This is a genomic window from Abiotrophia sp. (assembly GCF_057275535.1).
The window spans coordinates 121,937-148,251 of the sequence record NZ_DBHIRJ010000001.1 but is presented as its reverse complement, the minus strand read 5'-3'; the positions used below and the strand labels follow the sequence as shown (position 1 = coordinate 148,251).

At 46.6% G+C, this 26,315-nt stretch carries 17 protein-coding genes and 2 other RNA genes; 13 read left to right on the top strand and 6 right to left on the bottom strand.

What is annotated here, in order from left to right; translation table 11 throughout:
- From ACO53F_RS00695 to ACO53F_RS00665, 7 genes are all read left to right on the top strand, one after another.
- On the top strand, window positions 1-807 hold the full coding sequence (locus ACO53F_RS00695; RefSeq protein ID WP_485136927.1) for a Nif3-like dinuclear metal center hexameric protein: 807 nt from the start codon (window positions 1-3) through the stop codon (window positions 805-807).
- Between the two features lie 12 nt (window positions 808-819).
- Window positions 820-2,061 carry a peptidase T gene (pepT, locus tag ACO53F_RS00690; RefSeq protein WP_485136926.1) on the top strand — a complete coding sequence of 414 codons (1,242 nt, stop codon included), beginning with the start codon at window positions 820-822 and terminating at the stop codon, window positions 2,059-2,061.
- A 61-nt stretch (window positions 2,062-2,122) separates the two neighbouring features.
- Complete coding sequence (locus ACO53F_RS00685) at window positions 2,123-5,659, top strand: PD-(D/E)XK nuclease family protein (protein ID WP_485136925.1); 3,537 nt, start codon at window positions 2,123-2,125, stop codon at window positions 5,657-5,659.
- A complete protein-coding gene (addA, locus tag ACO53F_RS00680; protein WP_485136924.1) occupies window positions 5,656-9,591 on the top strand; it encodes a helicase-exonuclease AddAB subunit AddA in 3,936 nt (1,311 codons plus the stop codon). Before ACO53F_RS00685 ends, addA begins: the two co-directional genes overlap by 4 nt.
- Before the next feature lie 304 nt (window positions 9,592-9,895).
- Entirely contained in the window at window positions 9,896-10,885 is a 990-nt protein-coding gene (locus tag ACO53F_RS00675) for a mannose/fructose/sorbose PTS transporter subunit IIA (RefSeq protein ID WP_485136923.1), read from the top strand.
- A gap of 14 nt (window positions 10,886-10,899) precedes the next feature.
- Window positions 10,900-11,715, top strand: a complete 816-nt coding sequence (locus ACO53F_RS00670) for a PTS mannose/fructose/sorbose transporter subunit IIC (protein WP_298078272.1) — start codon at window positions 10,900-10,902, stop codon at window positions 11,713-11,715.
- Window positions 11,716-11,729: 14 nt separating this feature from the next.
- On the top strand, window positions 11,730-12,647 hold the full coding sequence (locus ACO53F_RS00665; RefSeq protein WP_023390858.1) for a PTS system mannose/fructose/sorbose family transporter subunit IID: 918 nt from the start codon (window positions 11,730-11,732) through the stop codon (window positions 12,645-12,647).
- A gap of 111 nt (window positions 12,648-12,758) precedes the next feature.
- Here the strand turns inward: ACO53F_RS00665 and ACO53F_RS00660 are convergent, their stop codons facing one another.
- The 4 genes from ACO53F_RS00660 to ACO53F_RS00645 form a co-directional block, all read right to left on the bottom strand.
- A complete protein-coding gene (locus ACO53F_RS00660; RefSeq protein WP_485136922.1) occupies window positions 12,759-17,246 on the bottom strand; it encodes a transglycosylase domain-containing protein in 4,488 nt (1,495 codons plus the stop codon).
- Between the two features lie 33 nt (window positions 17,247-17,279).
- Window positions 17,280-18,266, bottom strand: coding sequence for an oxygen-dependent tRNA uridine(34) hydroxylase TrhO (trhO, locus tag ACO53F_RS00655; protein WP_298078276.1), 987 nt, complete (start codon window positions 18,264-18,266; stop codon window positions 17,280-17,282).
- A gap of 174 nt (window positions 18,267-18,440) precedes the next feature.
- Entirely contained in the window at window positions 18,441-19,796 is a 1,356-nt protein-coding gene (locus ACO53F_RS00650; RefSeq protein ID WP_485136921.1) for an MATE family efflux transporter, read from the bottom strand.
- Between the two features lie 92 nt (window positions 19,797-19,888).
- Window positions 19,889-20,161 (bottom strand): hypothetical protein, encoded by a 273-nt coding sequence (locus tag ACO53F_RS00645; RefSeq protein WP_291427242.1) that lies wholly within the window; start codon window positions 20,159-20,161, stop codon window positions 19,889-19,891.
- 191 nt (window positions 20,162-20,352) lie between these two features.
- Between ACO53F_RS00645 and ACO53F_RS00640 the strand changes: the two genes are divergently transcribed.
- On the top strand, window positions 20,353-20,754 hold the full coding sequence (locus tag ACO53F_RS00640; protein WP_023390852.1) for a DUF2187 domain-containing protein: 402 nt from the start codon (window positions 20,353-20,355) through the stop codon (window positions 20,752-20,754).
- Window positions 20,755-20,820: 66 nt separating this feature from the next.
- Here the strand turns inward: ACO53F_RS00640 and ACO53F_RS00635 are convergent, their stop codons facing one another.
- Window positions 20,821-21,798 (bottom strand): hypothetical protein, encoded by a 978-nt coding sequence (locus ACO53F_RS00635; protein ID WP_485136920.1) that lies wholly within the window; start codon window positions 21,796-21,798, stop codon window positions 20,821-20,823.
- 105 nt (window positions 21,799-21,903) lie between these two features.
- Between ACO53F_RS00635 and ACO53F_RS00630 the strand changes: the two genes are divergently transcribed.
- The 4 genes from ACO53F_RS00630 (at window position 21,904) to ACO53F_RS00615 (ending at window position 24,612) form a co-directional block, all read left to right on the top strand.
- Window positions 21,904-22,326, top strand: coding sequence for a ribonuclease HI family protein (locus ACO53F_RS00630; RefSeq protein WP_485136919.1), 423 nt, complete (start codon window positions 21,904-21,906; stop codon window positions 22,324-22,326).
- Window positions 22,327-22,558: 232 nt separating this feature from the next.
- The gene (gene gpsB, locus ACO53F_RS00625) at window positions 22,559-22,921 is read left to right on the top strand and encodes a cell division regulator GpsB (RefSeq protein ID WP_070755408.1); all 363 of its coding nucleotides are present in this window, start codon (window positions 22,559-22,561) and stop codon (window positions 22,919-22,921) included.
- A 14-nt stretch (window positions 22,922-22,935) separates the two neighbouring features.
- Window positions 22,936-23,329: RNase P RNA component class B (gene rnpB, locus ACO53F_RS00620), an RNA gene on the top strand.
- 125 nt (window positions 23,330-23,454) lie between these two features.
- Entirely contained in the window at window positions 23,455-24,612 is a 1,158-nt protein-coding gene (locus ACO53F_RS00615; RefSeq protein WP_485136918.1) for a THUMP domain-containing class I SAM-dependent RNA methyltransferase, read from the top strand.
- A 65-nt stretch (window positions 24,613-24,677) separates the two neighbouring features.
- Here ACO53F_RS00615 and ssrA read toward each other — a convergent pair.
- Window positions 24,678-25,041: a transfer-messenger RNA gene (ssrA, locus tag ACO53F_RS00610) on the bottom strand.
- Window positions 25,042-25,176: 135 nt separating this feature from the next.
- Here ssrA and ACO53F_RS00605 point away from each other — a divergent pair.
- On the top strand, window positions 25,177-26,163 hold the full coding sequence (locus tag ACO53F_RS00605) for an aspartate-semialdehyde dehydrogenase (protein WP_291431542.1): 987 nt from the start codon (window positions 25,177-25,179) through the stop codon (window positions 26,161-26,163).
- Window positions 26,164-26,315 lie beyond the last annotated feature (152 nt).

Here is a 26,315-nt window from a genome sequence, read left to right as displayed (position 1 = left end):
ATGACAAATTTTCGCCAATTAATGACCGCTCTTGAGGCCCTCTATCCGCCTCAAATGGCCGAATCCTGGGACCAAGTCGGCAACCACTTTGGTCGGCCTGAGGCTCCTGTTAAGCGTCTCATGGCGGTTTTAGATTTAGATGACGCCAGTCTAGCCGAAGCCATTGAGAAGGGTGTAGATACTCTAATCGTTCACCATCCAGTCCTCTTCAGTCCAATTAGACGGTTTGACTTTTCCAGTCCTGAACAAGCTCGCTATGAAGCCTTAATTAAACATGACATCAAAGTATTTGCCATGCATACTAACTTTGACATTGCCCACAATGGCATGAATGACTGGCTAGCAGAGCAACTGGGATTAGAAGAAGTGACGTCCTTAACACCGGGCGCTCAAGAAGGCCAGCCTGGCTTAGGGCGAGTGGGGAATCTGCCTCAAGCGCTCAATCGGCAGGCCCTATTGGCTCTCTTGAAGTCAAGCTATGGCCGGACTGAATTGCCAGTGGTAGAAGCCAAGCCTAAGGATAGCTATCAACGAATTGCCTTGATCGGCGGTAGCGGGACCCAGCCAGAATATATTCAAGCGGCGGCGCAAAGCCAGGCTGACGTCTTTTTAACCGGAGACATTTCCTACCATCGGGCGCAATTATGCTATCAAGAAGACATGATGACGGTCGATGTGGGTCACTATGTTGAGAGCATCTTCAAAGAAAAAATGCCAGCCTTCCTGACCCAATTAGCTCAAGAACAAGGCTTTGATTATCAAGTCATCCCATCTCAAGTATCAACTAACCCCTTCCGTTATGAATAGGAGAGACATCTAATGACAGAACAATTTTTCCAAGAAACCCAAGAACGTTTAATCCGTTACGCTAAAATTAACACCCGCTCTGATGAAGCTAGCACCAGTGTACCTTCAACCGCTTGTCAGTTGGACTTACTGCATCTCTTAGTGGATGAATTGAAGGCCATTGGCCTCCAAGAAGTAGAGTTCAACCCAGAAAATGCCTTTGTAACGGCAACCCTCCCAGCAACTAGCGACAAGTCAGTCCCAACCATCGGTTTTATCGCACACGTGGATACGGCAGATTTTAATTCTGAAAATGTTCAACCTCGCCTTATTCCAGACTATGATGGTCAAGACATCGTCCTCAATCAGGCTCAAGACATTGTCATGAAGGTAGCGGACTTCCCAGCCTTAAGCAGTTACCAAGGTCAAACTTTGATTGTAACGGATGGGACAACCCTCTTAGGGGCAGACGACAAGTCTGGTATTGCTGAAATCATGACGGCTATGGCTTATTTGGCGGCTCATCCTGAGATTGAACATGGTAAGGTACGAGTTGCCTTTGGTCCAGATGAAGAAATTGGTCGTGGGGCCGACCGCTTTGACGTGGCGCACTTTGGCTGTGATTTTGCCTATACCATGGATGGTGGGCCGGTCGGTGAGCTCCAATATGAGAGCTTCAATGCGGCAGGGGCACGTTTGCATTTCCACGGCAAAAATATCCACCCAGGGACTGCCAAGGGTAAGATGATTAATGCAGTACAATTGCTTAAGGACTTCCTCTCTGCTTTGCCAGAGGATCAAGTGCCTGAGAAGACAGATGGCCGTCAAGGCTTTATCCATCCAATGGAGGCCCAAGTGACCGTGGATCAAGGCCAGTTGGACTTAATTATTCGTGATCACGACCGCCAAGCCTTTCAAGCTAAGAAGGATCTGGTCCAAAGTATTGTTGATAAGATGAATGCGGCCTATCCAGTCCCAGTTCTTAGCCTTGAAATGAAGGACCAATACTACAACATGGCCGAAGTCATTGAGCAAGACATGAAGTCTGTTGAACTGGCCAAGTCTGCCATGGAAGCCATTGGGATTAAGCCAATTATTGAACCCATTCGTGGTGGGACCGATGGATCTAAGATTTCCTTCATGGGCTTACCAACACCTAATATTTTTGCCGGGGGCGAGAACATGCATGGACGCTATGAATTTGTCGCAGTTGAATCCATGGTTAAAGCAACCCAAGTCATCGTCGGTATTATCCAAGCAAACGCTCAGGCCTAAGGTCTGAGCTTCTTGCCCTATCAAATAGACCTTACCATCGATAGAGAAAGGAGGGCCCCGCATGCTACAATTTGTCCTAGGGGGACTGGATCGTGCTAAGAAAAAAATCTTGGTAGATAAATTATTGGACATCAAAGCCAAGGAGCCTGAGGCCCAGCTATTTTATTTAGTACCTGAACACTTAAAATTTGATATGGAGTCCTATTTGCTAGCAGCTGTCCAAGACAAATATGGCTCCAATGAGGCGGCTCTAGTCGACATTCAGGTAGTTTCCTTCAAACGCCTGGCCTGGTTCCTCATGCCCAACAGCCTAGCGGATGAAAAGCCAATTTCTAGTATTGGCCAGATTATGATTATTAAACGCCTGCTGGCTCGCTATCAGGATCAATTACAGGTCTTTCGTGGTCAGGTTAAGCATCAGGGCTTTGCCGAGAAATTAGCCCAGCTCTTCGATGAACTCTATCTAGGGCAAATTCAGCCAGGGAATCTGAGTCAAGTGCCTGATTTGAACCAGCAGGAAGCCAAGCGCTTAGCTGAGTTGGCCCTGCTTTATCAAGGCTTCATCCAAGAAATTGAGGGGCAAGTCATAGGGCATTATCATGACTTACAGCGTTTGGATAGCTATATTAAGGCTCATCCCTTAAGCCGGCCGACCTATTTGGTCGTGGATCACCACTATTTCTTCAATGGTCAGCAGCTACAATTATTGACCACCTTGATTCAACAATGTCAGGCTGTCTGGATTACCTTGCCTTTATCCCAGCAAGCGGCTCGTTCTAAAGCCTATGATCCACTCATCGAAGTAGCTCGTCATACCTATGGGCAAATGCAATTGCTAGCCCAGTCACTCCATTTGCCTGTGGCAGAGGATTGGACCATTGACCAGGTGCAGGAGGGCTACCAAGATAATATTTTAACGTTAGCCCAGGCCTTTGAAAATCACTTGCGGCTAGCCCCTCAAGAACTGAGTCAGCCGCTCAATCAAGTTAAGACTCATGTGATTTGGGAGCACGATGCCATTCAGACGGAAGTCCGACATACTAGCAACAAGATTCACCAGTTGGTGAGTCAGGAGGGCTACCGTTACCGCGATATCTTAGTCCTCACGCGGGATATGGACCGTTATCGTCCCTTGGTGACAGCCCTCTTTGAACAGAATGATATTCCTTATTTCTATGACCATGCCGTAAGTATGGGCCAGCATCCCCTGGTCCTGTGGCTGGAAGCGGGGCTAAAGCTCTATCGCTATCGCTACCAGTTAGCCGACATCTTCGGCATTCTCAAATCAGGCCTCTGGTTACCGGCTGACCTGAGAGCGGCTATAGTCCAAAATCCCCAGGATGGGCCAGCCCTAGAAGAGGAATTTAAGGCTCAAGTTGACTTACTTGAAAATGTGGTGCTGGCTAATGGCTACGTGGGTTATCGCTTTGCCCAATTGTCTTTTGACTGGCGTTTTGACCAAGCAGACCGTCCCTATGTCAATGCCGCTGGGCAAGTGACCGACCAGACTTATGGTCAAGTAGTCCAAGCCTTGCGGGAGTCCTTCTTGGCTGATTTTGCCCCTTACCAAGACTTAGCGCAGGCGACTAGCTTTAATGGCCAAAAAGCTGCTGAATGGCTCTATCAGTGGTTGGAAGAAGTAGGTATAAAGGATCGTCTGATTGCCCGGCGCGACCAAGCCATCCAAAAAGGTGACCTGGCCCTGTCTCGCCAGTATGAACAAGTTTGGCAGACCTTGACCGCCAGTCTAGATGAATTCTATCAACTTTATGGAGAGGCCGAGCTGACCTATAGTGAGTTCCAAGAACTCCTGCTAACGGGTTTGAATGAAGCCACCTTCCATATTATTCCACCAGCCCTAGACCAAGTCATGGTTACTAGCATGGAAAGTCCTCAGGTTCAAGCTTATAAGGTTTGTTTTGTGCTAGGGGCAGACGAGCTAACGCTACCTAAGCATCATCAAGAAGATTCGCTACTGAGTGTGGCCAACCGCCAATCTCTGGGGGAAAGTCTTTTGCCTTACCAGCAACTGCGCCAGTCTAGCCAGCACAATTATAGTTTAGAACTGCTCATGACCCAGCAGGTCTTGCTCAGCGCCAGCGACCGACTCTATCTCTCTTATGTGGCTATGAAGGGGCAACAGACCGTTAAGCTATCGCCATATTTGCAGCAATTGGCTAAGCAATTCCATCTACCTATTAAGACCTATACCCATACCTTGATTCATCAGAATCAAGTCAAATTAAGCCGACTTGAGTTTGGTCGTTATCCGGTTCAAATGAGTCCGCTCTTGCAGCTAGTTCATCACTATTCGCAACAAAAGGACCGACCAAGTGCTGCCTTTCTAGACTTTTTGACCTTAATGGCCAGCCAAAATCCTCATACTTGGGTACTCTTGGCTCAACTCTTCCAATTTAACCAACTGCCTCAGAATCTGACACCAGAGACAGCCTTGGCCCTCTTCGGTCAGAAGATGACGGCATCAGTTTCTAAGTTAGAACAGTATTACCAGGATCCTTATAGTCATTTCTTGCTTTATGGGCTAAAAATTCGTCCCCGTCAGCAGCTAGAGTTAAATGCCGCAGGGGCAGGGGATTATTATCATGATTTCCTAGATAAATTTACCCAAGCACAAGCGGCTAGGCCTGATTTTGAAACTAACTTTGCTAGCATTCAGACCCTTATGGCGGAAGACATACGCTTTAATATCTTTGGCACCAATCCTCGCATGTACTTGATTAAGCGCAAGCTGGATCAGCATTTGCGGCAATTTTTAAGTGTCAGTCTGGCGCAAAGTCAAGCCTTAACGGTTCAACCCGTTGCGACCGAGCTGGTCTTTGGTAGCCAGCAAGAAGCTGGCTTAATCCTGCCTTTGGATAAGGGCAGCCTAACCTTACGAGGTAAGATTGACCGCATTGATGCGGATCCAAGCCAAAGTTACTACCAGGTCGTGGACTACAAATCCGGTAAGAAGACTTTCAACCTAGTAGACTTCTACTATGGTTTGGATTTGCAGGTCTTGACCTATCTGAAAGTTGCCAGTCAACGTTATCCTCATGCCAAAGCAGTAGGCGCCTTCTATCAATCCTTAGCAGGTGGCTTCGTCAAGGTTGATGGTAAGCAATTGGCTCGACTGAGCCAGGATGGGCTAGATTCGGCTAAGAACCAACTTCATCCATACAGGGGGCTAATGACCATTTCGGGCTCTGAATTAGTGACCATTGAGCCTGGCTTAGCCAATCAGTCGAAGAGTCAGATCTACCCGGTTCAACTTAAAAAAGATGGTAGCTACTATCAGCATGTTCCGGCTGTCAATCAAGCGGAATTAAGCCTGATTAATCGGCATCTGCTCCATTTGATGACCCAGGCAGGGAATGCCATTCAAAGAGGGGATATCAGCTTGGCGCCCTTTAAGGATGAGCGCTTTACACCTAGCCTGCAAGCCGACTATCGGGTTATTACAGGCTTTGATGCAACCGTGCATTATGGTGCTTACCGTCATAAACGCCTGGCTAAGGATCAAGTCTTAGCCCAAATCGAAAAAGAAGCAAGTAAGACAGAAAACACGGAAACGAGTGAGAAAGGAGGCCAGCTATGACCTTGGAAAATTTACCGGCTAAACCTTTGAATTCGCGATTTAATGATAGCCAGTGGGAAGCCATCCACCAACGGGGTAGCAATATTCTGGTCTCCGCTTCAGCCGGGTCAGGTAAGACCACGGTCTTGATTGAACGGATTCTCAATCATTTGTTGACTCATTATGCCAACATGGATCAATTGCTGGTTTCTACCTTCACGGAGGCCGCTGCTAGTGAGATGAAGGCGCGTATGGAGAACCGGCTCAAACAAGCCGTCAACCAGACGGCCGATAGAGTCGAGCAAGCCCATTTGGTCAGCCAACTTCAATTGTTGCCAGCTTCTCATATCCGAACCTTGCATAGTTTCTGCTTGCAGGTTATCCAACAGTATTTCTATATTATTGATTTTGACCCAAGTTTCCGACTCTTAACAGATGAGACGCAGAAATCCTTGCTCTATCAAGAAGTTTGGCAGGAGCTGATGATTGACCTGGCCCAAAATCCCGACTGGCAGGAAAAACTTTTCCATCTGCTAGCTCAATTCAGTCCAGGGCCTAGCGACCAAGGGCTCTATCAATTGATTTTAGACCTTTATCAATTTGCTTCGTCTCATCCTGAGCCCCAAGTCTGGCTATCTCAGCTAGCAGACCAGGCCTTACATTTTGAGGACTTTGCTCAGACCGGGCTCTATCAGGCAGTCCTTTTGCCTGAATGGCTGGCTAGTCTGTCACATGCTCAGCATCTGCTAGACCAGGCTTTAGCTGGCCTAGAAAGTCTGACAGATGCAATGATAAGTAAATTACAGCCCCTCTTAGAAGCTGAGCGAAGCCAGGTGCAAGCCTTGCAGTCAGTCCTGACAGGTCAAGATTTAGCCCAAGTTTTTGCTCTCTTCCAACAAGTCTCTTTCGATAGATGGCCAAGCGGCAAGAAGGCGGAAGAAGACAAGGAGCTTTTGGAGCAAGTAAAGGCCTTACGAGATCAAGCCAAGGAGCAGATTGAGCGAGTGCGACAATTGATGGTTCTAGATTACGATACGACGGTCTATGTAGAAGGGCAGGCGGGGGCTAGCATCCAAGACTTGGCCCACTTGACGCTTGAATTCCGTCAGGCTCTCTGGCAAGCCAAAGTTGCACAAAACTGCATTGACTATAATGACTTAGAGCATCTGACTCTGGATATTCTGGCCCCTTATGATGCGGACTTAGGGCAGCGGCAACCTTCCGAGGCGGCCCTCTATTATCAGGATCTCTTCCGCGAAGTCTTAGTGGACGAGTATCAGGATATTAACGACATTCAAGCGACTATCTTAAGTTTTCTGTCGCGTGAACGCCGCCAAGACTTAAGTGGTAATCTCTTCATGGTAGGGGACGTCAAGCAGTCCATCTATGGCTTCCGTATGGCAGAGCCTAGCCTCTTCTTAGCCAAATATCAGGCCTATCAAGAAGGCAAAGGCGGTCATCTGATTGTCTTAGATGCCAACTATCGTTCTCGTGACGAAATCTTACAATTTACTAACTTTGTCTTTCAGCGTCTGATGGACCCAGGTTTTGGGGAAATGCAGTACGGTGCCATGGAGTCGCTCAAGACAGGCAATCATAGTTTTTTACCTGCGCCTCCTGATCCGGAATTCGATATTGAATTCTTACTCTATGAGTCCTCAGCAGCAGATGAAGGGGAGCCTGAAGACCAGGACTTAGACTTGGATCAAGGTGTGGAGACTAGCCTTGAAGCGGAAGCTTGGCTTATTGGCCGGGATATTCAAGCGCGCGTCCAAGCAGGGTGGCAGATTTATGACAAGGAACTAGGTCAGCAAAGGCCGGTAACCTATCAGGACTTTGTTATTCTGAGTTCGACCCGCCATCCCTTCCAACCGGTTAAACAAGTCTTTGAACAGCTAGGAATTCCACTCCTAAGTCAAAATGTTGAGAATTATTTCCAACGCCAAGAAATTCGGCTCATGCTAGCCCTGCTTAAATTGATTGATAACCCTCATCAAGACATTCCCCTAGTGGCCATTTTACGGTCACATTTTGTGGGCTTAAGTGATGAGCAACTCAGTCAGATTCGCATTCGGGTGCCTAGTAGCGGCAGTTTCTATGAAGCCTGCCAGCAAGTGTTACTCTTAGAAGAAGCGAGTCTAATAGCCCTACAAGAAAGCTTGACTACCTTCATGGACAAACTCAAAGAATGGCGTCAGCTAGCCCAAAGAGTGGACCTGGTCACCTTAATTTGGACCCTCTATCAAGAAACCTACTTCCTAGATTATGTGGCAGGTTTGGATCAAGGGGATCAACGCCAGGCTAACCTCCATGCTTTCTATGAACGGGTAGTGGAATTTGAAGCGGGTAACTATAAGGGCTTGACGGCTTTTGTTGGCTTTATTGAACAAATCATGGCCCACGACCAAGATTTGGCTGAGCCCCTCTTACTGAGTGAGGACCAGAATTTTGTGCGTGTCATGACCGTTCATGCCAGCAAGGGGCTAGAGTTTCCTTTTGTTTATCTAATGCAGACGGGCAAACGTTTCAACATTCAGGATACGCAGAAGGTTTATGTACCTTCTAAACGCTATGGCTTGGGATTGGATTATCTGGATATTAAACATCAATTGCAGTATCCTTCCTTCATTAAGGAAGCTATTAAATTAGAGCGTCGTGGCCAGTTGAAATCAGAAGAAATGCGTAAGCTCTATGTGGCTTTGACCCGTTGTGAGCAAAAACTGGTGATTGTGGGCAGTGTCAAATCCCAAGACCAAGTCCAGACTAAACAGGAGCAAATTGTGACTGCAAGTGGCCAAGAATTGGTCATGAATCGCGCCCTCCGCCAGGGAGCAGGAAGTTGGCTGGATTGGTTGCTCATGGCGACAGCCTTTAGTGGACGTCACCCTCAATCTACGACTGACTTTACCAATGAACAAGTGCGTCTGACTTATGTGGCGGAAGCAGAGCTTTTGCCACTTCTCAAGGTATCTGCGTCTAGACCTTGGCTTCAGGATGACCAAAACTGGTTGGCAGATTTGAAATTAACAGTCGATCAGCATGAGGTGACAAGTGAGGTAGGGGCCTTTATACAAAGTCTCCTAGAGAGTCAGTACGACTACGGTCTGGCTAGTAAGACCTCTAGCTACCAATCTGTGTCGGAGCTCAAGCGTCTCTATGAAGAACCTCATAATGAAAAACTATCTCACTTCACCGACCGGCGGCCAGGGCAAATCAGTTGGGATTGGCTTAGTCAAGAAGATGAGGAAAGGGCGGAAGAGGCCGAGACTGGCCAAAAGGCTGGTATTCAGAGTATTCGATTTACTGGCGATACCTTCCAAGCGCCGCGCTTTGTCCGAGAGCGCCAAGCCTATACAGCTGCCCAGATTGGGACTTTTACCCACTATGTTATGCAGCAACTGGACTTTAGTGCGCTAGAAGGGCTGGATGTGTCGGACTATCCGGTTGCCATTCAAGAGCAGGCGCAAGCTTGGCTAGCCGCTGGCTTTATGGAAGCTAGTCAGTGGGAGGCCGTTAAGTTAGCCAGCATTTGCCAATTTTTAGCTAGTGACTTGGGCCAAGTCCTGATTAAACAGGCTAAATCCCTACATCGCGAGCAGGCCTTCTCCTATCGTCTGCCAGCTGCCAAGTTGTTTGCTCGTCAGCTAAGTGCTGACCAGCTTCAAGAACTAGGTGATAGTCAGCTTTTGGTCCACGGGGTCGTTGATAATTATCTTAATTTGCCTGATGGTCGGCTCATCTTAATTGACTATAAGACCGACCGCTATCGACCTTGGGTAAGCATGACTAAGTCAGCCCAGATTGACCAGATTGTCGATAAGTATCGCTTCCAAATGAGCCTCTACGCTCGAGCCTTAAGCCTGGCAAAAGGCAAGCAAGTGACGGATGTTTACTTAGTTTTATTGGATTTCGACCAGGTGGTGTCAGTCACCGACCTTTATGACTTTGATTAATAGTCCTTGAAAGGCTGGGACAAGGAAACTGAAGCTTGTCAAAAGTTGTCTTCTCTTAACAACTTTTGAAGGCAGTTGACCTTGCTCCCAGCTTTTTTGCTTATGCGGGAAGGGTTCCGATACTTGGTAAAAAGGGGTACAGGGGGTTAGAATGTTCATTAATAGGCATAAATTGATATAAAAATTTATTTACATGTCTAGAAGAATATTTGAGAATTACTATTAGCTATTGCATTTATGTAAACGTTATACTATACTAGAAGTTGAAATTATATATTTCAATTTTTATTTAGGAGGTAGAATCATGGTTGGTATTATTATCGCAAGTCATGGTGAGTTTGCTGATGGTATCAAGCAATCCGGTTCAATGATTTTTGGTGAACAAGCCAACGTTGAATCCGTGACCTTTATGCCAAGTGAAGGTCCAGATGATTTGCAGCGTAAATTACGTGAAGCCGTAGACCGTATTGAGAGCGAAGAGATTCTGTTCTTGGTAGACTTATGGGGAGGCAGTCCCTTCAACCAAGCCAATATTCTCTTTGAAGAAGCGCCAGAGACACGTGCCATTGTAGCCGGTCTTAGCTTGCCTATGTTGATTGAATCATATGCAAGTCGCTTCTCTATGGACAAGGCTCACGATATCGCAAAAGCCATTATTCCAACGGCCAAAGACGGTGTCAAAGTTCGCCCTGAAGCTTTACAACCTGAAGAAGCGCCAGCAGTGGCTCAAACAGCACCAGCTGCGCCACAAGGTGCGATTCCAGAAGGAACAGTCCTAGGCGACGGCAAAATCAAATTTGTCTTGGCTCGTATCGATACACGGCTCTTACACGGCCAAGTTGCAACAGGTTGGACTAAAGCCACTCAACCTAACCGAATTATCGTGGTGTCCGATACCGTTGCCCAAGATGACTTACGTAAGAAGCTGATTGAGCAAGCAGCTCCCCCAGGTGTGCGTGCTCACGTAGTACCCCTTGACAAGTTTGTTGCAGTATCTAAAGACCCTCGCTTCGGTGAGACCAAGGCTTTGGTACTCTTCGAAAATCCACAGGATGCGCTCAAGGTCATCAAGGCTGGAGTAGAGATTAAAGAACTTAACGTAGGTTCTATGGCTCACTCCGTAGGTAAGGTATTAGTAACTACCGTTTTATCAATGGATCAAGACGATGTGGATACCTTCAAGGAGCTTCGTGATCTCGGCGTTAAGTTCGATGTCCGCAAGGTGCCAAATGACAAGCCATCTGACTTGTTCAAGAGCATCCAAGCTAAGGCCAGCGAAGGCCTCAAAGTCTAAAAGGAGGTATCATAATGGACTTTAATATTCTGTCAATTCTTGCTGTCATTGTGGTAGCATTTCTCGCAGGGATGGAAGGGGTTCTGGACCAGTTCCAATTCCACCAACCAATTATTGCTTGTTCTCTGGTAGGGCTAGCAACTGGCCATCTCAGCGAATGTATTATCTTGGGTGGAGCCTTGCAATTAATTGCGATGGGCTGGGCTAACATCGGGGCAGCGATTGCGCCTGACGCGGCTTTAGCTTCTGTGGCTTCTGCCATCATTTATGTTAAAACTGGTACCTTCACAGATGAAGGTCGGAACTTGGCCATTGTAGCAGCGATTACCCTAGGGACTGTTGGTTTGGCTTTGACCATGGTGGTACGTACCTTATCTGTGGCCATCGTTCACCGTGCTGACGCTGCCGCTGAAAAGGGTGATTTCCGTGGCGTGGAATTCTGGCATATGGTAGCTCTTGCTTGTCAAGGTTTGCGTATTGCCATTCCGGCTACTTTCTTGCTCTTCTTGCCAACCGAAACTGTGCAAGGTGCTCTAGCGTCCTTACCTGATTGGTTCACTAAAGGGATGGCTATCGGTGGTGGTTTCGTCGTAGCGGTCGGTTATGCCATGGTTATTAACATGATGGCAACACCTGAAGTATGGCCATTCTTCTTCCTAGGCTTTGCCTTGGCACCACTTAACCAATTAACCTTGATTGCAACCGGGATTATCGGGGTAGTCTTGGCGGTTGTATATATTCGTCTTAGCCAAAACACTGGTGGTTCTGGTGGAGGTGGGGGCCAAGCTAGTTCCGGCGATCCACTAGGCGACATTCTCAATGACTACTAAGGAGGGAATTGACGATGACTGAACAAAAGAAACACTTAACGAAATCCGATCGTTTTAAGGTAATGTTGCGTTCCCAATTCCTCCAAGGGTCTTGGAACTATGAACGGATGCAAAACGGTGGTTGGGCATATTCTTTGATTCCAGCCCTCAAAAAATTGTATCCACAACGTGATGAGGCTTCTGCAGCCCTCAAACGTCACCTTGAATTCTTCAACACTCACCCATACATTGCGGCTCCAATCTTAGGGGTAACCTTGGCTCTGGAAGAAGAAAGAGCTAATGGTGTGCCAATTGATGACGCAGCTATTCAAGGGGTTAAAGTTGGGATGATGGGGCCTTTGGCCGGGATTGGTGACCCAGTCTTCTGGTTCACCGTTCGCCCAATCCTTGGGGCAATTGCTGCCTCTTTGGCAACTGGTGGCTCTATCTTAGCACCACTTTTCTTCTTCGTAGTATGGAATGCCATTCGTGTAGGATTCCTCTGGTATACGCAAGAATTTGGTTATGCTAAAGGTTCTGAAATCACTAACGACTTGTCAGGTGGTATCTTACAGACTTTAACCAAGGGGGCATCTATTTTAGGGATGTTCGTTATGGGGATTCTGGTTCCACGATGGACAACTATTAAGTTTGCACCTGTGGTGTCGAACGTACCATTGGCTGAGGATGCCTATATTCACTTCCCTAAAGGGGCAGTGGATGGTGGAACCCTACAAAACATCTTGGGACAATTGAGCAACCGATCACTGACTCCAAATAAAGTGACGACCTTACAAGACAACTTCAACATGTTAGTACCAGGTTTGGCGGCTGTCCTCTTGACCTTCCTCTGCATGTGGTTACTCAAGAAGAAAGTTAGCCCAATCCTCATTATCTTCGGTCTCTTTGCTGCCGGGATTATTGGTTATGTTTTAGGTATCTTTGCTCCTTAATGCTAGCCTAGGAGCTTGATAAAGCAGACGGACTCTAAAATAGAGTCCGTCTCTTTTTGTATATAGCAAAAGAGAGTCAGGAAGTGAAGCTTCCTGACTCTCTCATTGTACCTAGCGTTGACCAGGTGTATTGTTTTGGTTATTGTTCTGGTTATTATTGTTGTTACCACCTGGGTTTTCGTTGCCGTTACCCGGGTTTTCGTTAGCTGCTGAAGAACTTGATGAGCTTGAAGAACTTGACGATTCTTGTTGACGTCGTTGATCTTCTTGGCGTCGTTGTTCTTCTAGTTGCGCACGGTAGGTGGACCAGAAGTTAGCCAATTCTTCATCCGTTGCACCGAATAAGAACTTGTAGTTCAATTCTGGAGCTGGATGGCTGACCTTGAAGAGATCCTTGTAGGTTGGACCGGTGATGGAAATAGTCCCGCCATTATCTAGACGCATGGTCCCTGGCTTAGTACCAGTTTGTTGTAAGACGTCCGTTTCTTGGACACTAGATGGACGGTTGAATTTCCGGTCTACCCCGAAGATATCTGGACGGGCAGCATAGAGTTCATTGACTACATTGGCCCAATAGCGTTGGCTCCGTTCACTTTCACGACCGTAGCCGTCGTTGATATTGATGGTATAGTTTTGGAAACGGCTGTCATAGCCAATCCAAGAACCGATAGTGATACTTGGTGTAGAAGCAATGAACCAGACGTCCTTAGAGTTCTCACTAATCCCGGACTTAGCAATCCAGTCACCACCCATGGTCATGTAGCCCTTGGCAATCCGGCCCGTACCTTCCGTCATGGTATTACGTAGCATATCAATCATAAGGTAGTTGGAATCTTCACTGAAGACTTGGGTAGGGTTGCTTTGGTGCTGGAAGACGACATTACCAGCCGCATCTTCAATCCGGTCGATGAAGTAGCCGTCATGGTAGTTACCATTGTTGGCAAAGGTTGCGAAGGCCCGAGTTTCTTCTAGGACAGTTGGACCACTTGAAACCCCACCAATTGCAAAGGCTAAGTTCTTGATGTCTTCTGGCGTATAGGAGGCAGCAGGGTTAAAGCCCATTTTTTCCAAATAGCCCATGACATCAACTGAGCGTTTTTGCATTTCTTGGTAGACACGGACAGCAGGCAAGTTGTCTGATTTATAGAGGGCAACCCGAGCTGTTTCGGCGCCACCACTGACTACGTTACCATAGTTAGTAGGGGACCAAGTCGTACCATCTTCGAAAGTCTGAGTAAATTCTGTATCTGGAATAACCGTCGATGGATTAATCAAGTTCTCCTGAATAGCAGGGCCGTATACAGCTAACGGCTTAATGGTCGAACCTGGGGAACGGCGAATACCAAAAGCGTGGTCGATTTGGTTATTCTCAAAATCTGTCCCTGCGATAAAGCCTAAGACTTTACCGGAGTTGTTATCCATGACCACCATTCCATTTTGAACCTTCTCAACATAGGAGGTTTCTTGGCCAGTTTCAGGGTCAGTATAGACGCCTTCATAGGCCATCCCTAGGTCATTAATGTGTTTCTTAGCGGATTCCTGCAAGAGGTCGTAGATTTGTTGGTCAATGGTTGTGTAAACCTTATAACCACCAGTCTTAAGTTGCTCTTCGGCTTCCTTATAGTATTGGTTGTACCAGTTGTCATCTTGATAAACTTGAGTCCAAGTTAATTTATCACGCTCAATATTGAGACGCATGATTTGCTCGATAGCGCCTCGCTCCATTGCTCGGTAGAGGTAGGATTGGCGTGTGACACTTGGGCTGCCGGCTGGCAAGAAGTCAGCCTTAATATCATAGTTGAGAGCGGCTTGGTAGTCGGCCTCACTAATTTTATGGTTACGGTACATGAAGTAGAGGACGTCCTTCATCCGGCCAATCCCGGCTGATAAGTCAGTCTTAAGCTCTCCGTTTTGTTGGTAAGGGGTGTAATTGTAAGGGTCTTGCGGTAAGCCGACCAAGAAAGCTGCTTGAGCTAGGTTGACTTCGCTAGGCTTCTTACCAAAAATCCCTTCTGAAGCTTTCTCAATCCCGGCTACGTTATCCCCGTTATGGTCACGACCAAATGGTGACACGTTGAGGTAGGCAGTCAGGATTTCATCCTTGCTGAAGAATTGCTCCAGACGGAGGGCCAAGAGAATTTCATTGGCTTTCCGGAAGAAGGTGACATCGTTGGTTAAGAGACGTTGCTTGACCAATTGCTGGGTCAAAGTAGAACCACCGGTCCCGCTACCTGGTGACAAGACTTCCTGCAGGGTAGCCCGCAGAATGGCTTTAGGCACAACCCCCTTATGTTCATAGAAGGAGGAGTCCTCAGTCGATACCAGACCATTGACGATGTTAGGCGAGATATCTGACAGGCTAGTCACAGACCGAATAACATCGGCTTGGACGTTGGCAATCGGTGTCCCGTTAGCATAGTAAATGGTAGATTGCTGTTCCAATTTGTTAATCTTGGCAGCCATTTCTTCACGGTTAGGCACCTTGGTGTCAGAGACTAGGTGGGCAAAGTAACCAGCCCCAGCCCCAGCAGCTAAGGAGCCTAAGAGAAGACCAATTAAGACGATATAAAGGGCAATACGGCGAACCACATTGACTGCTACATTGAGGCCTAAGAAGATTTTCTCTCTAGCAGTGTAGTTAGACAGGTCAATGACCTTAGCCTTGGATTTACCTTTTCCTTTGGTTTTACGACGTTTGCGTTCTGAATCTTGGCTAGCACCTAGTCCGGCAGCAGCCAAATCTAGGGCAGCTGGCGCTTGGTCATCAGATTCAGTTTCTGAATCCTGACTTTGAACACCTTCTTCTACATCATGGCTTTGTTTGGGCTCAAGCTCGCTAGCTTGAGTTTGGTCAAAGTAATCTGGGTCTAAGCTAGTTAGCTTGCTAGTCTTAGCCGTCCAAGCCAAGTCATAGTCGTCTAAACTTGAGTCTGAATCAGAATAGTCTGATTCATGTTGCTCTGAGTTCTCCTCAGCTAAGCTTGGCTCTTGATCTGATGGTTCAGATGCTTGAGGAATCAAGTTTTCTTGACTAGCAACGAGTGACGTCGCTTCATAATCTGATTGCTGATCATGAGATTTTTCTTGATCAAGGTTAGCTTCATCCTCAACTTCCGCTTGGGAATTTGTTGACTCAAGCGATAGGTCGTCCACTTCTTGATCCAAGTGATTTGGCTCATCTGGATGGTTTGATAAAACAAGCGTTTGTTCAGATTCTGACTTAAATTCAAGTCTATCCTGAGATACTGTTTTAGGTTCTTGATGGCTTGAGCTTGTAGCACTTTGCTCTAAGTGCCCAGCTTCTCGGCCCTGGCTTGAGTCATCTGCAGCAGAGGCCTGGTTTGGCACCTTAATTGGTGTGATGTTATCGAAAATGGACAAGAGCGAACTGAGTCGGGCACGTCCTCGTGATGAAAGGCGAGGGGCTTCTTCCTGGCCTTCAGAGCTTCCTAGTGAATCTGCTGGATGTGACCAAGTGTTTGACTCCGGTTCTGTGCTGTGGTCATTTGAGCTAGTGACTGGCTCAGTAGGAGACGGACTTTTAGGTTCAGCCACTTGGTCTTCTTTAGCTTGGTCTCTACTTGGTGTTAACAAGTCAGCGTCTAAAGGTTGATAGACACGAGACACTTCCTTCTTGTCTGAGCTTGCAACTGGCCCGCTTCCTTCCTGGAGCTCATTACTTGTTTCCTGCTCAAGGTCAAGACCACGACGTCGTTCGCGTTCTTTTTGGATTTCTGCAGGACTTGGCAGGGGCTGGCTAGCCCTACTGTCTTGGTCGAGCTCAATGCGAGGTTGGTAAACGCGACTAGCAGGCTTGGAACCCGCAGTAGATTCTGCAGATAAGCCTGGCATATCAACAGGTCCTGCTAGGCCTAGGTCTGTGCTAGCTTCTTCTTCTGAATCTTGGACTTGATTATCTCGACTGGCCATGCCGGCAAAGAGCCGACGAGGACCTTTGTCAACAGACTCGGATGATCCCGAAGTCTCTGGGCCTGATTCACTCGGCTGCGCTAGTTCTGGCTTAGCCTTAGGCTCTGAAGGTTTAACAACTTTCTTCTTCTTGGCTTTTTCCTTGGCAGGACTAGCAGGGTCTTTCTCTGTTTCCTCTTGGAAAAGATGAGATTGGAAGTCTTGGTCGGACACTTGGTTAGTCTGCTTATAAGGGTTGGCTTCATCAATACTTGGATTGAAGTTAGAGAAGAAGTCACGGACGCGTTTGACAGAGCGATCGATGAACTCGGAAGATTGAGCCATGACGGTCTTTTCATCCGACTTAGGCTGGTAATGCCAACTATCTTGATCCTGCTGACCTTGACTAGAGCTTGACTCAGTTGTCTGACTAGTCTCGGACTGGCCTTTGTTAGTTGAAGTAGATGCTTGATCATTACTTTCAGCGCTCTCTTGTCGAGCCTGTGCTTGTTTACGGGAATAGTCTTCATAGAAATTATCCCAGCGTGATGGCTTAGAAGTTGCCTCGTTCGAAGGCGGGGTAGAATGACCCCTTGAATCCTCTTTATCAGGCGCGATGTCAAAAGAGACATCATAGTAATGCTGGTCCGATTGCTCGGACACTTTCTTCTTGTCATCGTCTAGTGTCATTCATTCACCTACTTTCCTTATGGGGTATGGCTCTTAAGCCGTTACTTGATCATTTAGGGATTCGCCTAAGACATTGAGACGAGCTTCCCATTCTTGATTAGTCAATTTGTTTTCCGCAATGTAGCGGTTGCGTGGGTGGCGACGGCATTCTGGGCAGCAACCACGAACGTATTTGTCTTCATTTTCGACGCTAGTCAGGATACGACGGTTACATTCTGGGTTCCCACAGTTAACATAGCGTTCGCATGGAGTGCCATCGAACCAGTCTTTCCCGATTACAACAGGGTCTACGTGGTTAATGTCAACAGCAATCCGTTCGTCAAAGACGTACATCTTACCATCCCACAATTCGCCTTTTACTTCAGGGTCTTTACCATAGGTAGCAATCCCACCGTGGAGTTGGCCGACATCTTTATAACCTTCACGTACCATCCAACCGGAGAATTTCTCACAGCGGACACCACCTGTACAGTAGACAACGACACGCTTGTCCATGAATTTTTCCTTGTTGTCGCGTACCCATTGTGGTAATTCGCGGAAATTACGAATGTCAGGACGGATGGCACCACGGAAGTGACCTAAGTCAAACTCATAGTCGTTACGTGTATCAAGGACAACGGTGTTTTCATCTAACAAGGCTTCCTTGAATTCTTGTGGTGACAAGTAAGCACCAGTAGTTTCTAATGGGTTGATGTCGTTGTCGAAGTCGTTATCTTCTAAGCCTAAGTGGACGATTTCTTTTTTGTGACGAACGAACATCTTCTTGAAGGCTTGTTCTTCTTCTTCGTCAATCTTGAACCAGAGGTCTTCCATACCTGGTAGGGAGTGGACATAGTCCATATATTTTTGAGTGGTTTCGTAGTCACCTGAGACAGTCCCGTTAATCCCTTCGCTCGAAACGAGGATCCGGCCCTTAAGGCCAATAGACTTACAGAAGGCCAAGTGGTCAGCTGTAAACTTATCTGGGTTCTCGATGTTAACGTACTTGTAGTAAAGAAGCACGCGAATTGGTTTGGTCATAATTTACCTCCTTGTAGTTGCAAACTACATAAATTTATGGATAGTATCATTATACGGCAAAAAAGGCTTGAGGACAACTTTTGAGCCGGTTTTTGCGCTATCTGTAAGAAACTTGTAACCTCCCTACACGATCCCCGTCTAAGTGGCTCAAGCATGCCAAAAAAGCTGGCCAGATTAATTCTGGGCCAGCTTTTGGTTGAAGCGTTCTTGCAGATGGTTTTTGTGATGATGATAGGCTGTTAACAAGGGAATGCAAGCGCCCAACCAGGCCAGGGGGCTGGCAATGGCGGGACCTACAAAACCTAAATATTGACTAAGAATCAGAGCGGCACTCATACGCATGGCTAGCTCCATGATACCAGCAATAGTCGGAATTAGGCTATCTCCCAATCCCTGCAAGGTATAACGGTAAATGAAGAGCAGAGCTAACAACCAGTAGGCAGGCGCCGAACAGTAGAAGAAGACTTGACCGTAGTGAGTCATTTCCAGTCCTTGGCTACCTTCTGCGAAGAAGGTGACGACTTGGGCACCTGTCAGAGCTAGGATGACGCCAGACACCAGCGCGACACCTACAGACAAGAAGGTCATTTGGCGGACTCCTTGGCGGATTCGGTCAAATTGGGCGGCACCAAAGTTTTGGCCTACATAAGTTGCCATGGCAATCCCAAAGGACATGAGGACTAAAATCACAATCTGTTCAATCTTAGAAGCCGCTCCGTAACTGGCAATGGCTAGAGGGCCTAATTGGTTGAGAGCCACTGTGACCGAAATGGAGCCAATGGCAATAATAGAGGACTGGAAGGCCATTGGGAAGCCCATGTTGAGGTGATAGCGGACTTCTTCAGCTACCAGCATGGCCTTCTGCCAGGAAACCTGCAGTAGTGGCCAACGACGGTGAATGGCCCAGAGGCAAAGGAGGACAGAGACAGTTTGTGATAAGATGGTCGCAAAGCCAGCACCCGCAACGCCCATGCCGACATGAACGATGAAGACATAGTCTAAGACGATATTGGTTAAGGCCGCAATAATGAGAAAGTAGAGGGGCGTTCGACTGTCTCCCAAGGCCCGCATCATGTTGCTCAATAAATTGTAGAGCATGGTGACGGTACAAGCGCTAAAGATGACAATGAGATAATCGTAAGTATATTGAATGATTTCAGGCGGCGTCATCATGACTTCTAGAATTTGGCGGAGGAAGAAGGTAGACAGGAATGTCAAGACCATGGAAACGCAGAGGGCGATAGTCCAGGCAATGGTGACAGAACGTCTTACCTTGTGGAAATCCCTAGCACCAAAGGCTTGAGCCAAAGGAATACTTAAACCTGCCGTTAGCCCTTGAGCGAAGCCAAGAATCAGAAACATGACGCTGGATGAAGCGGAAATTCCTGCTAGGGCATCACGTCCCATAGTGCGTCCAACGATAAAGGTGTCGACCATATTGTAGACAAGCTGGAAGATATTGCCAATTAGAAGTGGGATGGAGAAGTTAATAATGCGTTTGAGGGGGGACCCAGTGGTCATATTATGCATAAGTGACTCCTTTATAGTCAGAATGAATACTCTGAGTATAAAGGAGTCACTTAGCAAAATCAAGTAGGTTTAGAGCTCTCTATCCTAGTAAGTTAGTCATCCCACTGAACGGTATAGTAGTCAGCATCTTTGGCTTGAATCAGGGGATAATTGGTCCGGTAAATAGAGCCATCTTGGTCTTGCTCCAGGTACATAACAAAACCATTAGGGTAGAGAGACAGAATCTTGGAATAAACATGGTCTTGGTCAATAATAACGGTCTTGATTTCTTGGTCGCTGGCGAACCAGTCAGTGACCAGGTGGAAATAAGAACCGATGGAGACTTTGGTTTCATAAACAAGGGTCGTAATAATGGATTGATTCATGGCTAACGCTCCTTTTTTTATAAGCTAGTTCCATTATAACAAGGAATTGAGGGCGGTTTCAAACAAAAATTCGAAACAAACTTACAAATTCTTGTCAGAATGGGAAATTTTTAAGCGATAAGCTATAAAAAGCCCGCCAAAAGTGCTATAATAGGAATTAGAAACGGTTTCATTCAGAAAGGGTGGGTCGTATGAGAGTCAAAGTCACTAAGTCAGAGCGTGAGCTCATTGAACGTGAGCTGAGACGGGGGACCACTAAGTCTCGGATAGCCTCCCTCTTACATGTCAATTTCGAGACGGGTTGCCAAATGATTCAGAGAGTCCGTGAACAGATTCGACCTGAAATTGGTGACCAAATACGCTTTACCTTCCGGCAGGTCCATATGCGGGGGACCATCCGTAAACTTCTGACCAACAGCGCTGTCGTCGACATCGATTGGCTCCGGTCAGATCCGACTATGAAGGATATTTGTACTAGCCGCACCATCGTCAATTTTAAGGATATTGTCGCCTACATCAACTGTGAGCATCTCATTCAAGATGATGAGGAAGGGGAAGAGCCCCTAAGTCCCGCTGCTCAACAAGGGATCTAAGCTCACAGCGTCTAGAATAAGAGCCTCCTATCGCGTGTTTGCGATAGGAGGCTCTTGGTCTGAAGACTATTGTTCTTGGTAGATTAATTGATAGAGTTCAGCTGCGACAGTTTGATAGGTCTGGCGATGCTTAGCTTCTGGTACTAGGTCGTAGGGAGTCGGTAGGTCATTCTCTGTAAGGAAGAGTTGGAACCACTCCTTGGCTGATCCATAGGCCTCTTCAAAGTAGGGGTAAACGGTTAAGGCTTGAAGAACGAACTGCTGAGAAAATTCAATTAAGAGATGTGGATTGAATTGCTCGCAATAGTCTTCGATGACTTGAAGGCCGGCCACATAAGAAGACTGGTGACGGTAATCTTGGAGTTTGGCTACTGTCAATTCATGGACTTGGCCAAACCAGTTATAGGTTACTTTACCTGGATAGTTCTGGTAGAGTAGGTAATGCAAGACATCGCTCTTAATATACTGAGGTAGGTTGGGATGAGCTAGAATAGCCTTGAAGAAAGGCAGGGATTTTTCCAAAGGTCGGTCATAGGTGAATTTAAGGAAGCTGAGCAAGTCAAAGCCTTGCCCACCATAGACTTGATTAATGAAAGACTCAATGGCTTCTTGTCCTTGGTCCAGCGCTTGATCCAAACGACGAGCTAGCTGTTGGGTATGATTGAGCTGGTGGATGATAGGCATGAGGTCTTCACTGTCCCAACCAGCTGCTTGGAAGCGAGCTTGAAGCTGATAAAGCTTCAAGAGAGCAGCATCCAAGTCGTAGAGGAAGGGTAGGCTAGCTCCGTAGAGGAGGAGCACACTCGGATCACTAACAAGCTCTATGTCTGGGAAATAGGTCTGCCAACAGTTTAGGAGGTCAGCTTTTTGCCCCCGACCAATATATAATTTAATCAGTTCCTCGAAGACATGAACCTGAGGATTCGTCTCATAACTCTTGATTAGTAATTCTTGTGCACGGCCAAAGTCATGGACCTTGAGGGCACTGAGTGCTTTGCGATAATATTGGTCCGCATTAGTTGGAAATTCAATTACATCACTCATTTTGCCACCTCTTTCTTGTCAATGATTAAATCCGTGCTATACTAGTTATATTATAGCACAATACATTAATAGTTTGTAGACAAATAACTGATAAGGAGCGAAAAAATGCTGAAGGTTTATACGGACGCTGCCTTTGCCTATAAAAATCAATCGGCCGGCCTAGCCATTCGGATTCTGGCGCCTGATCAACTCTATGAACAAGTTGTTTTCCTCGATCAGGTAGTAGACAATCATCAGGCGGAATTTTTAGCTATCTTGCGCGCCCTGGACTGGTTGATAGAATTGGGATTGACCCAGGACTTTATTTGGTTACATGCAGATAGTCAAGTGGCTATTCGAGCCATTGAAAAGTCCTATATTAAGGATTCACGTTATGCTCCTATTTTAGATCATATCCTAAGTCGACTGGACCACTTTCCAAATCTCTATGTCAAATGGATAGCTGAGAAGGAGAATCAGGCGACTGACCAGTTAGCGAAATCGAGCCTAAATAAGGCAGTTAGCTGGACGCGGACATCGCCTCGCTAGCCAATCTAGCTTTTGCATGGCATAATAGAAATAGACAAGCGAAGTTTTAATATAGATCTATCAGGCTTGATCATGTGACTAAGAGTGCACAATTTGCTAAAGTACGAACGTATATTCGCTAGCATTCTTAGGCATTTCGTGGCATAATAAATTGAATAGACTTCTCTATTTAAGATAGAATCATAAATTCTTCTGAAAAAGAAGTGATCATTGATGGAGGTAGAAGAGCGATATGGCAGAAAAAAATTTAACCGCTAAAGATATTTTACAAAAAGAATTTACCCGCGATTTTCGTGGTTATAAAGCATCTGAAGTAGATGAGTATTTGGATAGTATTATCCGTGACTACGATTCTTACCAAAAAGATGTGGCGACTTTGAAGAATGAAAATGAGCGCCTAATCAGCAAAATTGACGAATTGACCAAGCAACTTGCTTTGGCTAAGAAGAACAATGTGCCAACCTCACCAGGCTCTGGTGTCACCAACTTTGATATCCTCAAGCGTCTCTCTAACCTAGAGAAGCATGTCTTCGGATCTAAGATTGGTAGCACAGACAATACCATGTCTTATTCAGACGTGACACGTTTCCAATAAAAGAACCTCAAGTAGATTTTAGGTAATCGCGGCTAGTAATAGTTGAGGAAAGTCCATGCTCGCACAGGCTGAGATGCCTGTAGTGTTCGTGCTTAGCGAAACCATAAGCTAAGGTAGTGCCTAGCGCTAACGGCAGGCAAAAGGTCTAAGGCTTCGGCTATGACTGAGTAACCTCTAAGGTGCCACAGAGACGAGGCTAGTTGGAAACAACTAGCGTGGAACGCGGTAAACCCCTCGAGCGAGCAACCCAAATAGTGACCTAGTTTCTAGGTAGACTGGTCGGGGCACTTTTCCTAGGGAAATGAACCGATGGAAGAGGCGGGTCACTGAGTGACCGGCAGACAGATGATTACCCCACTTAAGGTGCATAGCCTATTTCCCTTAAGTGACAGAACATGGCTTATCGAAATTTACTTAATAGGCTTTTGCTTAATACAACAAAGGCGCTTCTCCCTCTCTGGTGAGGAGGGCCTTTTTTTCTAAGGGCAGGAATCTACTGCCCACAAGGACAAGATAAAGATGAGGAGCCTCTTATGACAAACTATAACCTATTGGCTACCGTTGCCGCCGGCATTGAGTCCGTGACGGCCCAAGAATTGAAGCAGCTAGGCTATCAAGTGCAGACCGAGAATGGTCGCGTGCGATTCTCTGGGAATGTGCAGGATATTGCTAAGACTAACCTCTGGCTGAGAACGGCTGACCGTATCAAAATAGAATTTGGGGCTTTTCAGGCTAAAACCTTTGAAGCCCTCTATGATTTGACCTATGCCTTGCCATGGGAAGACATTCTGCCTTTGGATGCCAATTTCCCTGTGTCCGGCAAATCCGTCAAGTCCCAGTTGCATAGTGTGCCTAACTGCCAGAAAATCGTTAAAAAAGCTATTGCTAGCCGACTCATGTCCTACTACCATCGTCGGACCAATTTGCCTGAGACTGGAGCAGTCTATCCCATCGAAGTTTCTCTAGTCAAAGACCAAGTCAGCCTAACTTTGGATACTTCTGGCACCTCCTTATTCAAGCGTGGCTACCGGGTAGAAAAAGGGGCAGCCCCACTAAAGGAAAATATGGCGGCGGCCTTGGTTATGTTGACGACTTGGTATCCTGACCGGCCTCTCTACGACCCTTGCTGTGGTTCGGGCACCATCGCCATTGAAGCAGCCTTGATTGGTCGCAATATTGCGCCAGGCCTTAAGCGAGAATTTGCGGCAGAGCATTGGACTAGTTTAGATCCAAGTGGCCAAGTGTGGCAGAAGGCGCGTCAGGAAGCGCAAGCTCAGGCCAAACCAGACCTTATGATGGACATTGAAGCCTGCGACATTGACCACCGTATGGTTGAAATTGCTAAGGCCAATGCCGAGCAAGCCGGTGTAGCAGACACGATTTCCTTTAAGCAAATGCAACTTAAAGACTACCGGCCCAAGGTGGATTACGGTATATTAATTGCTAACCCACCTTATGGTGACCGTATGTTGACGGAAGAGCAGGTTCACACCCTCTATACAGACATGGGCAAGCTCTATAGCCAAATGCCAACCTGGAGTAAGTATATTTTAACCAGTGACGAAGCTTTCGAGACCTACTATGGGGCCAAGGCAACCAAAAAACGTAAGCTCTATAACGGTGCCCTCAAGGTAGATTATTACCAATATTGGGGTGAGCGGAAACCCCGTCAAACAAGCGATAATAAGTAGATAGACTAGTTGTCTAATGAATAGCAAAAAATCCCTCAGCAGATTCTGCTGAGGGATTTAGTCTGTTATGGAGATGAGGGGAATCGAACCCCTGTCCAAATATCTCGCCACAATCAAGTCTACGCCAATAGTCTAGCTATTTGGTTTAGCGCAGAGACCGCCACTAGACAGGCTGTCATCCTTGCGAGTCTGATCATCTCTTCGTGATTTAACAGACGGATAAATCACGCGTATCCCACTTAAATAAAACCAGCTACTAGCACATGGGCGATGTTAGGCTGATTTTCCGCTGCAGGTTATTAAGCTGCTAAAGCGAAAGAGTTGTTTTGGTTGTTTGCAGTTATATTTAACTGTAGCGTTTTAAGGCGGACGCAACCCTCCTGACGCGTCAAAAGCTCGAACAATACCTGTCGAAACCGTGACATCCCCTAAAGGATAGCTAGATTCTATCAATAAAGGACTAAATTGTCAATTAATCAGCTTGGGAGACAGGCTTAAGGGATTGACTTTTGCCCCTATAATCTTTAAGCTAATAGGGTAAATAATTTTTTAGGAGGTCACCCCATGACTAAGAAATATCATGTGGCCATCTGCGGTGCGTCTGGTGTTGTAGGGCGTAAAATGCTGCAAGTATTACACGAACGAAACTTTCCATTTGAGACTTTAACCTTGTTCGCTTCCAAGCGTTCAGCTGGTAAAACTATTAGCTACGCCGGCAAGGATTATGTCATTCAAGAATTAACGGAAGAGGCTCTTCAAGCGCCGATTGAGATTGCCTTGTTCTCAGCAGGAGGAGAGACCTCTAAGCATTTTGGGCCAATCGCCGCTAGTCGAGGCATCTATGTGATTGACAACTCCAGTGCTTGGCGCATGGATCCTAAGATTCCTTTGGTAGTACCTGAAGTCAATGGCGATGTCTTGAAGGCTGAAGACCATCTGATTGCCAATCCTAACTGCTCGACTATTCAGTCAGTCGTGCCATTAGCTGTTCTACAACCATACGGCTTGAAGCGCGTCATCTACAATACCTATCAAGCAGTATCAGGAGCAGGCCAAGCCGGCATTAATGACTTGGTCAACCATACGACTGAAAAATTCCCATATTCGATTAATGATAATGTCTTGCCGCACATTGATGTCTTCACCGAGTCTGGTTACACCAAAGAAGAAATCAAGATGATTGAGGAAACGCGAAAAATTCTACGCATGCCAGACTTACGTGTAACAGCTACTACAGTTCGGGTTCCAATCAAGCACTCTCATGCTGTATCGATTAACGTTGAATTGGAACGAGACTTTGACTTAGCAGAAATTCGCCAAGCCTTCCAAGAAGCAGAGGGGATTATCCTCTTAGATGATCCAGCTAACCTCAAGTATCCACTTCAGTCACAAGTCGAAGACCATGATGAAGTGTATGTTGGGAGGATTCGTCGTGACGAGTCAGTTCCTTACGGTCTCAACATTTGGGTGGTAGCCGACAACATCCGTAAAGGGGCAGCCACTAACACCATTCAAATCGCAGAACAACTTATCAAAGACGGTATTCTCTAAGAAGAGGATAGGGCGCCCTCCGGGGCGCTTTTTATATTATTGGTAGAGAAAATGGGCGTTGATGCTAATTAAGATAAGTGTATTGAACAAACTTGTTGTCTTAATTAGTGAAGCTAACTAATTAAGACAAATGCGTTTCTGGTGTGTTCTTT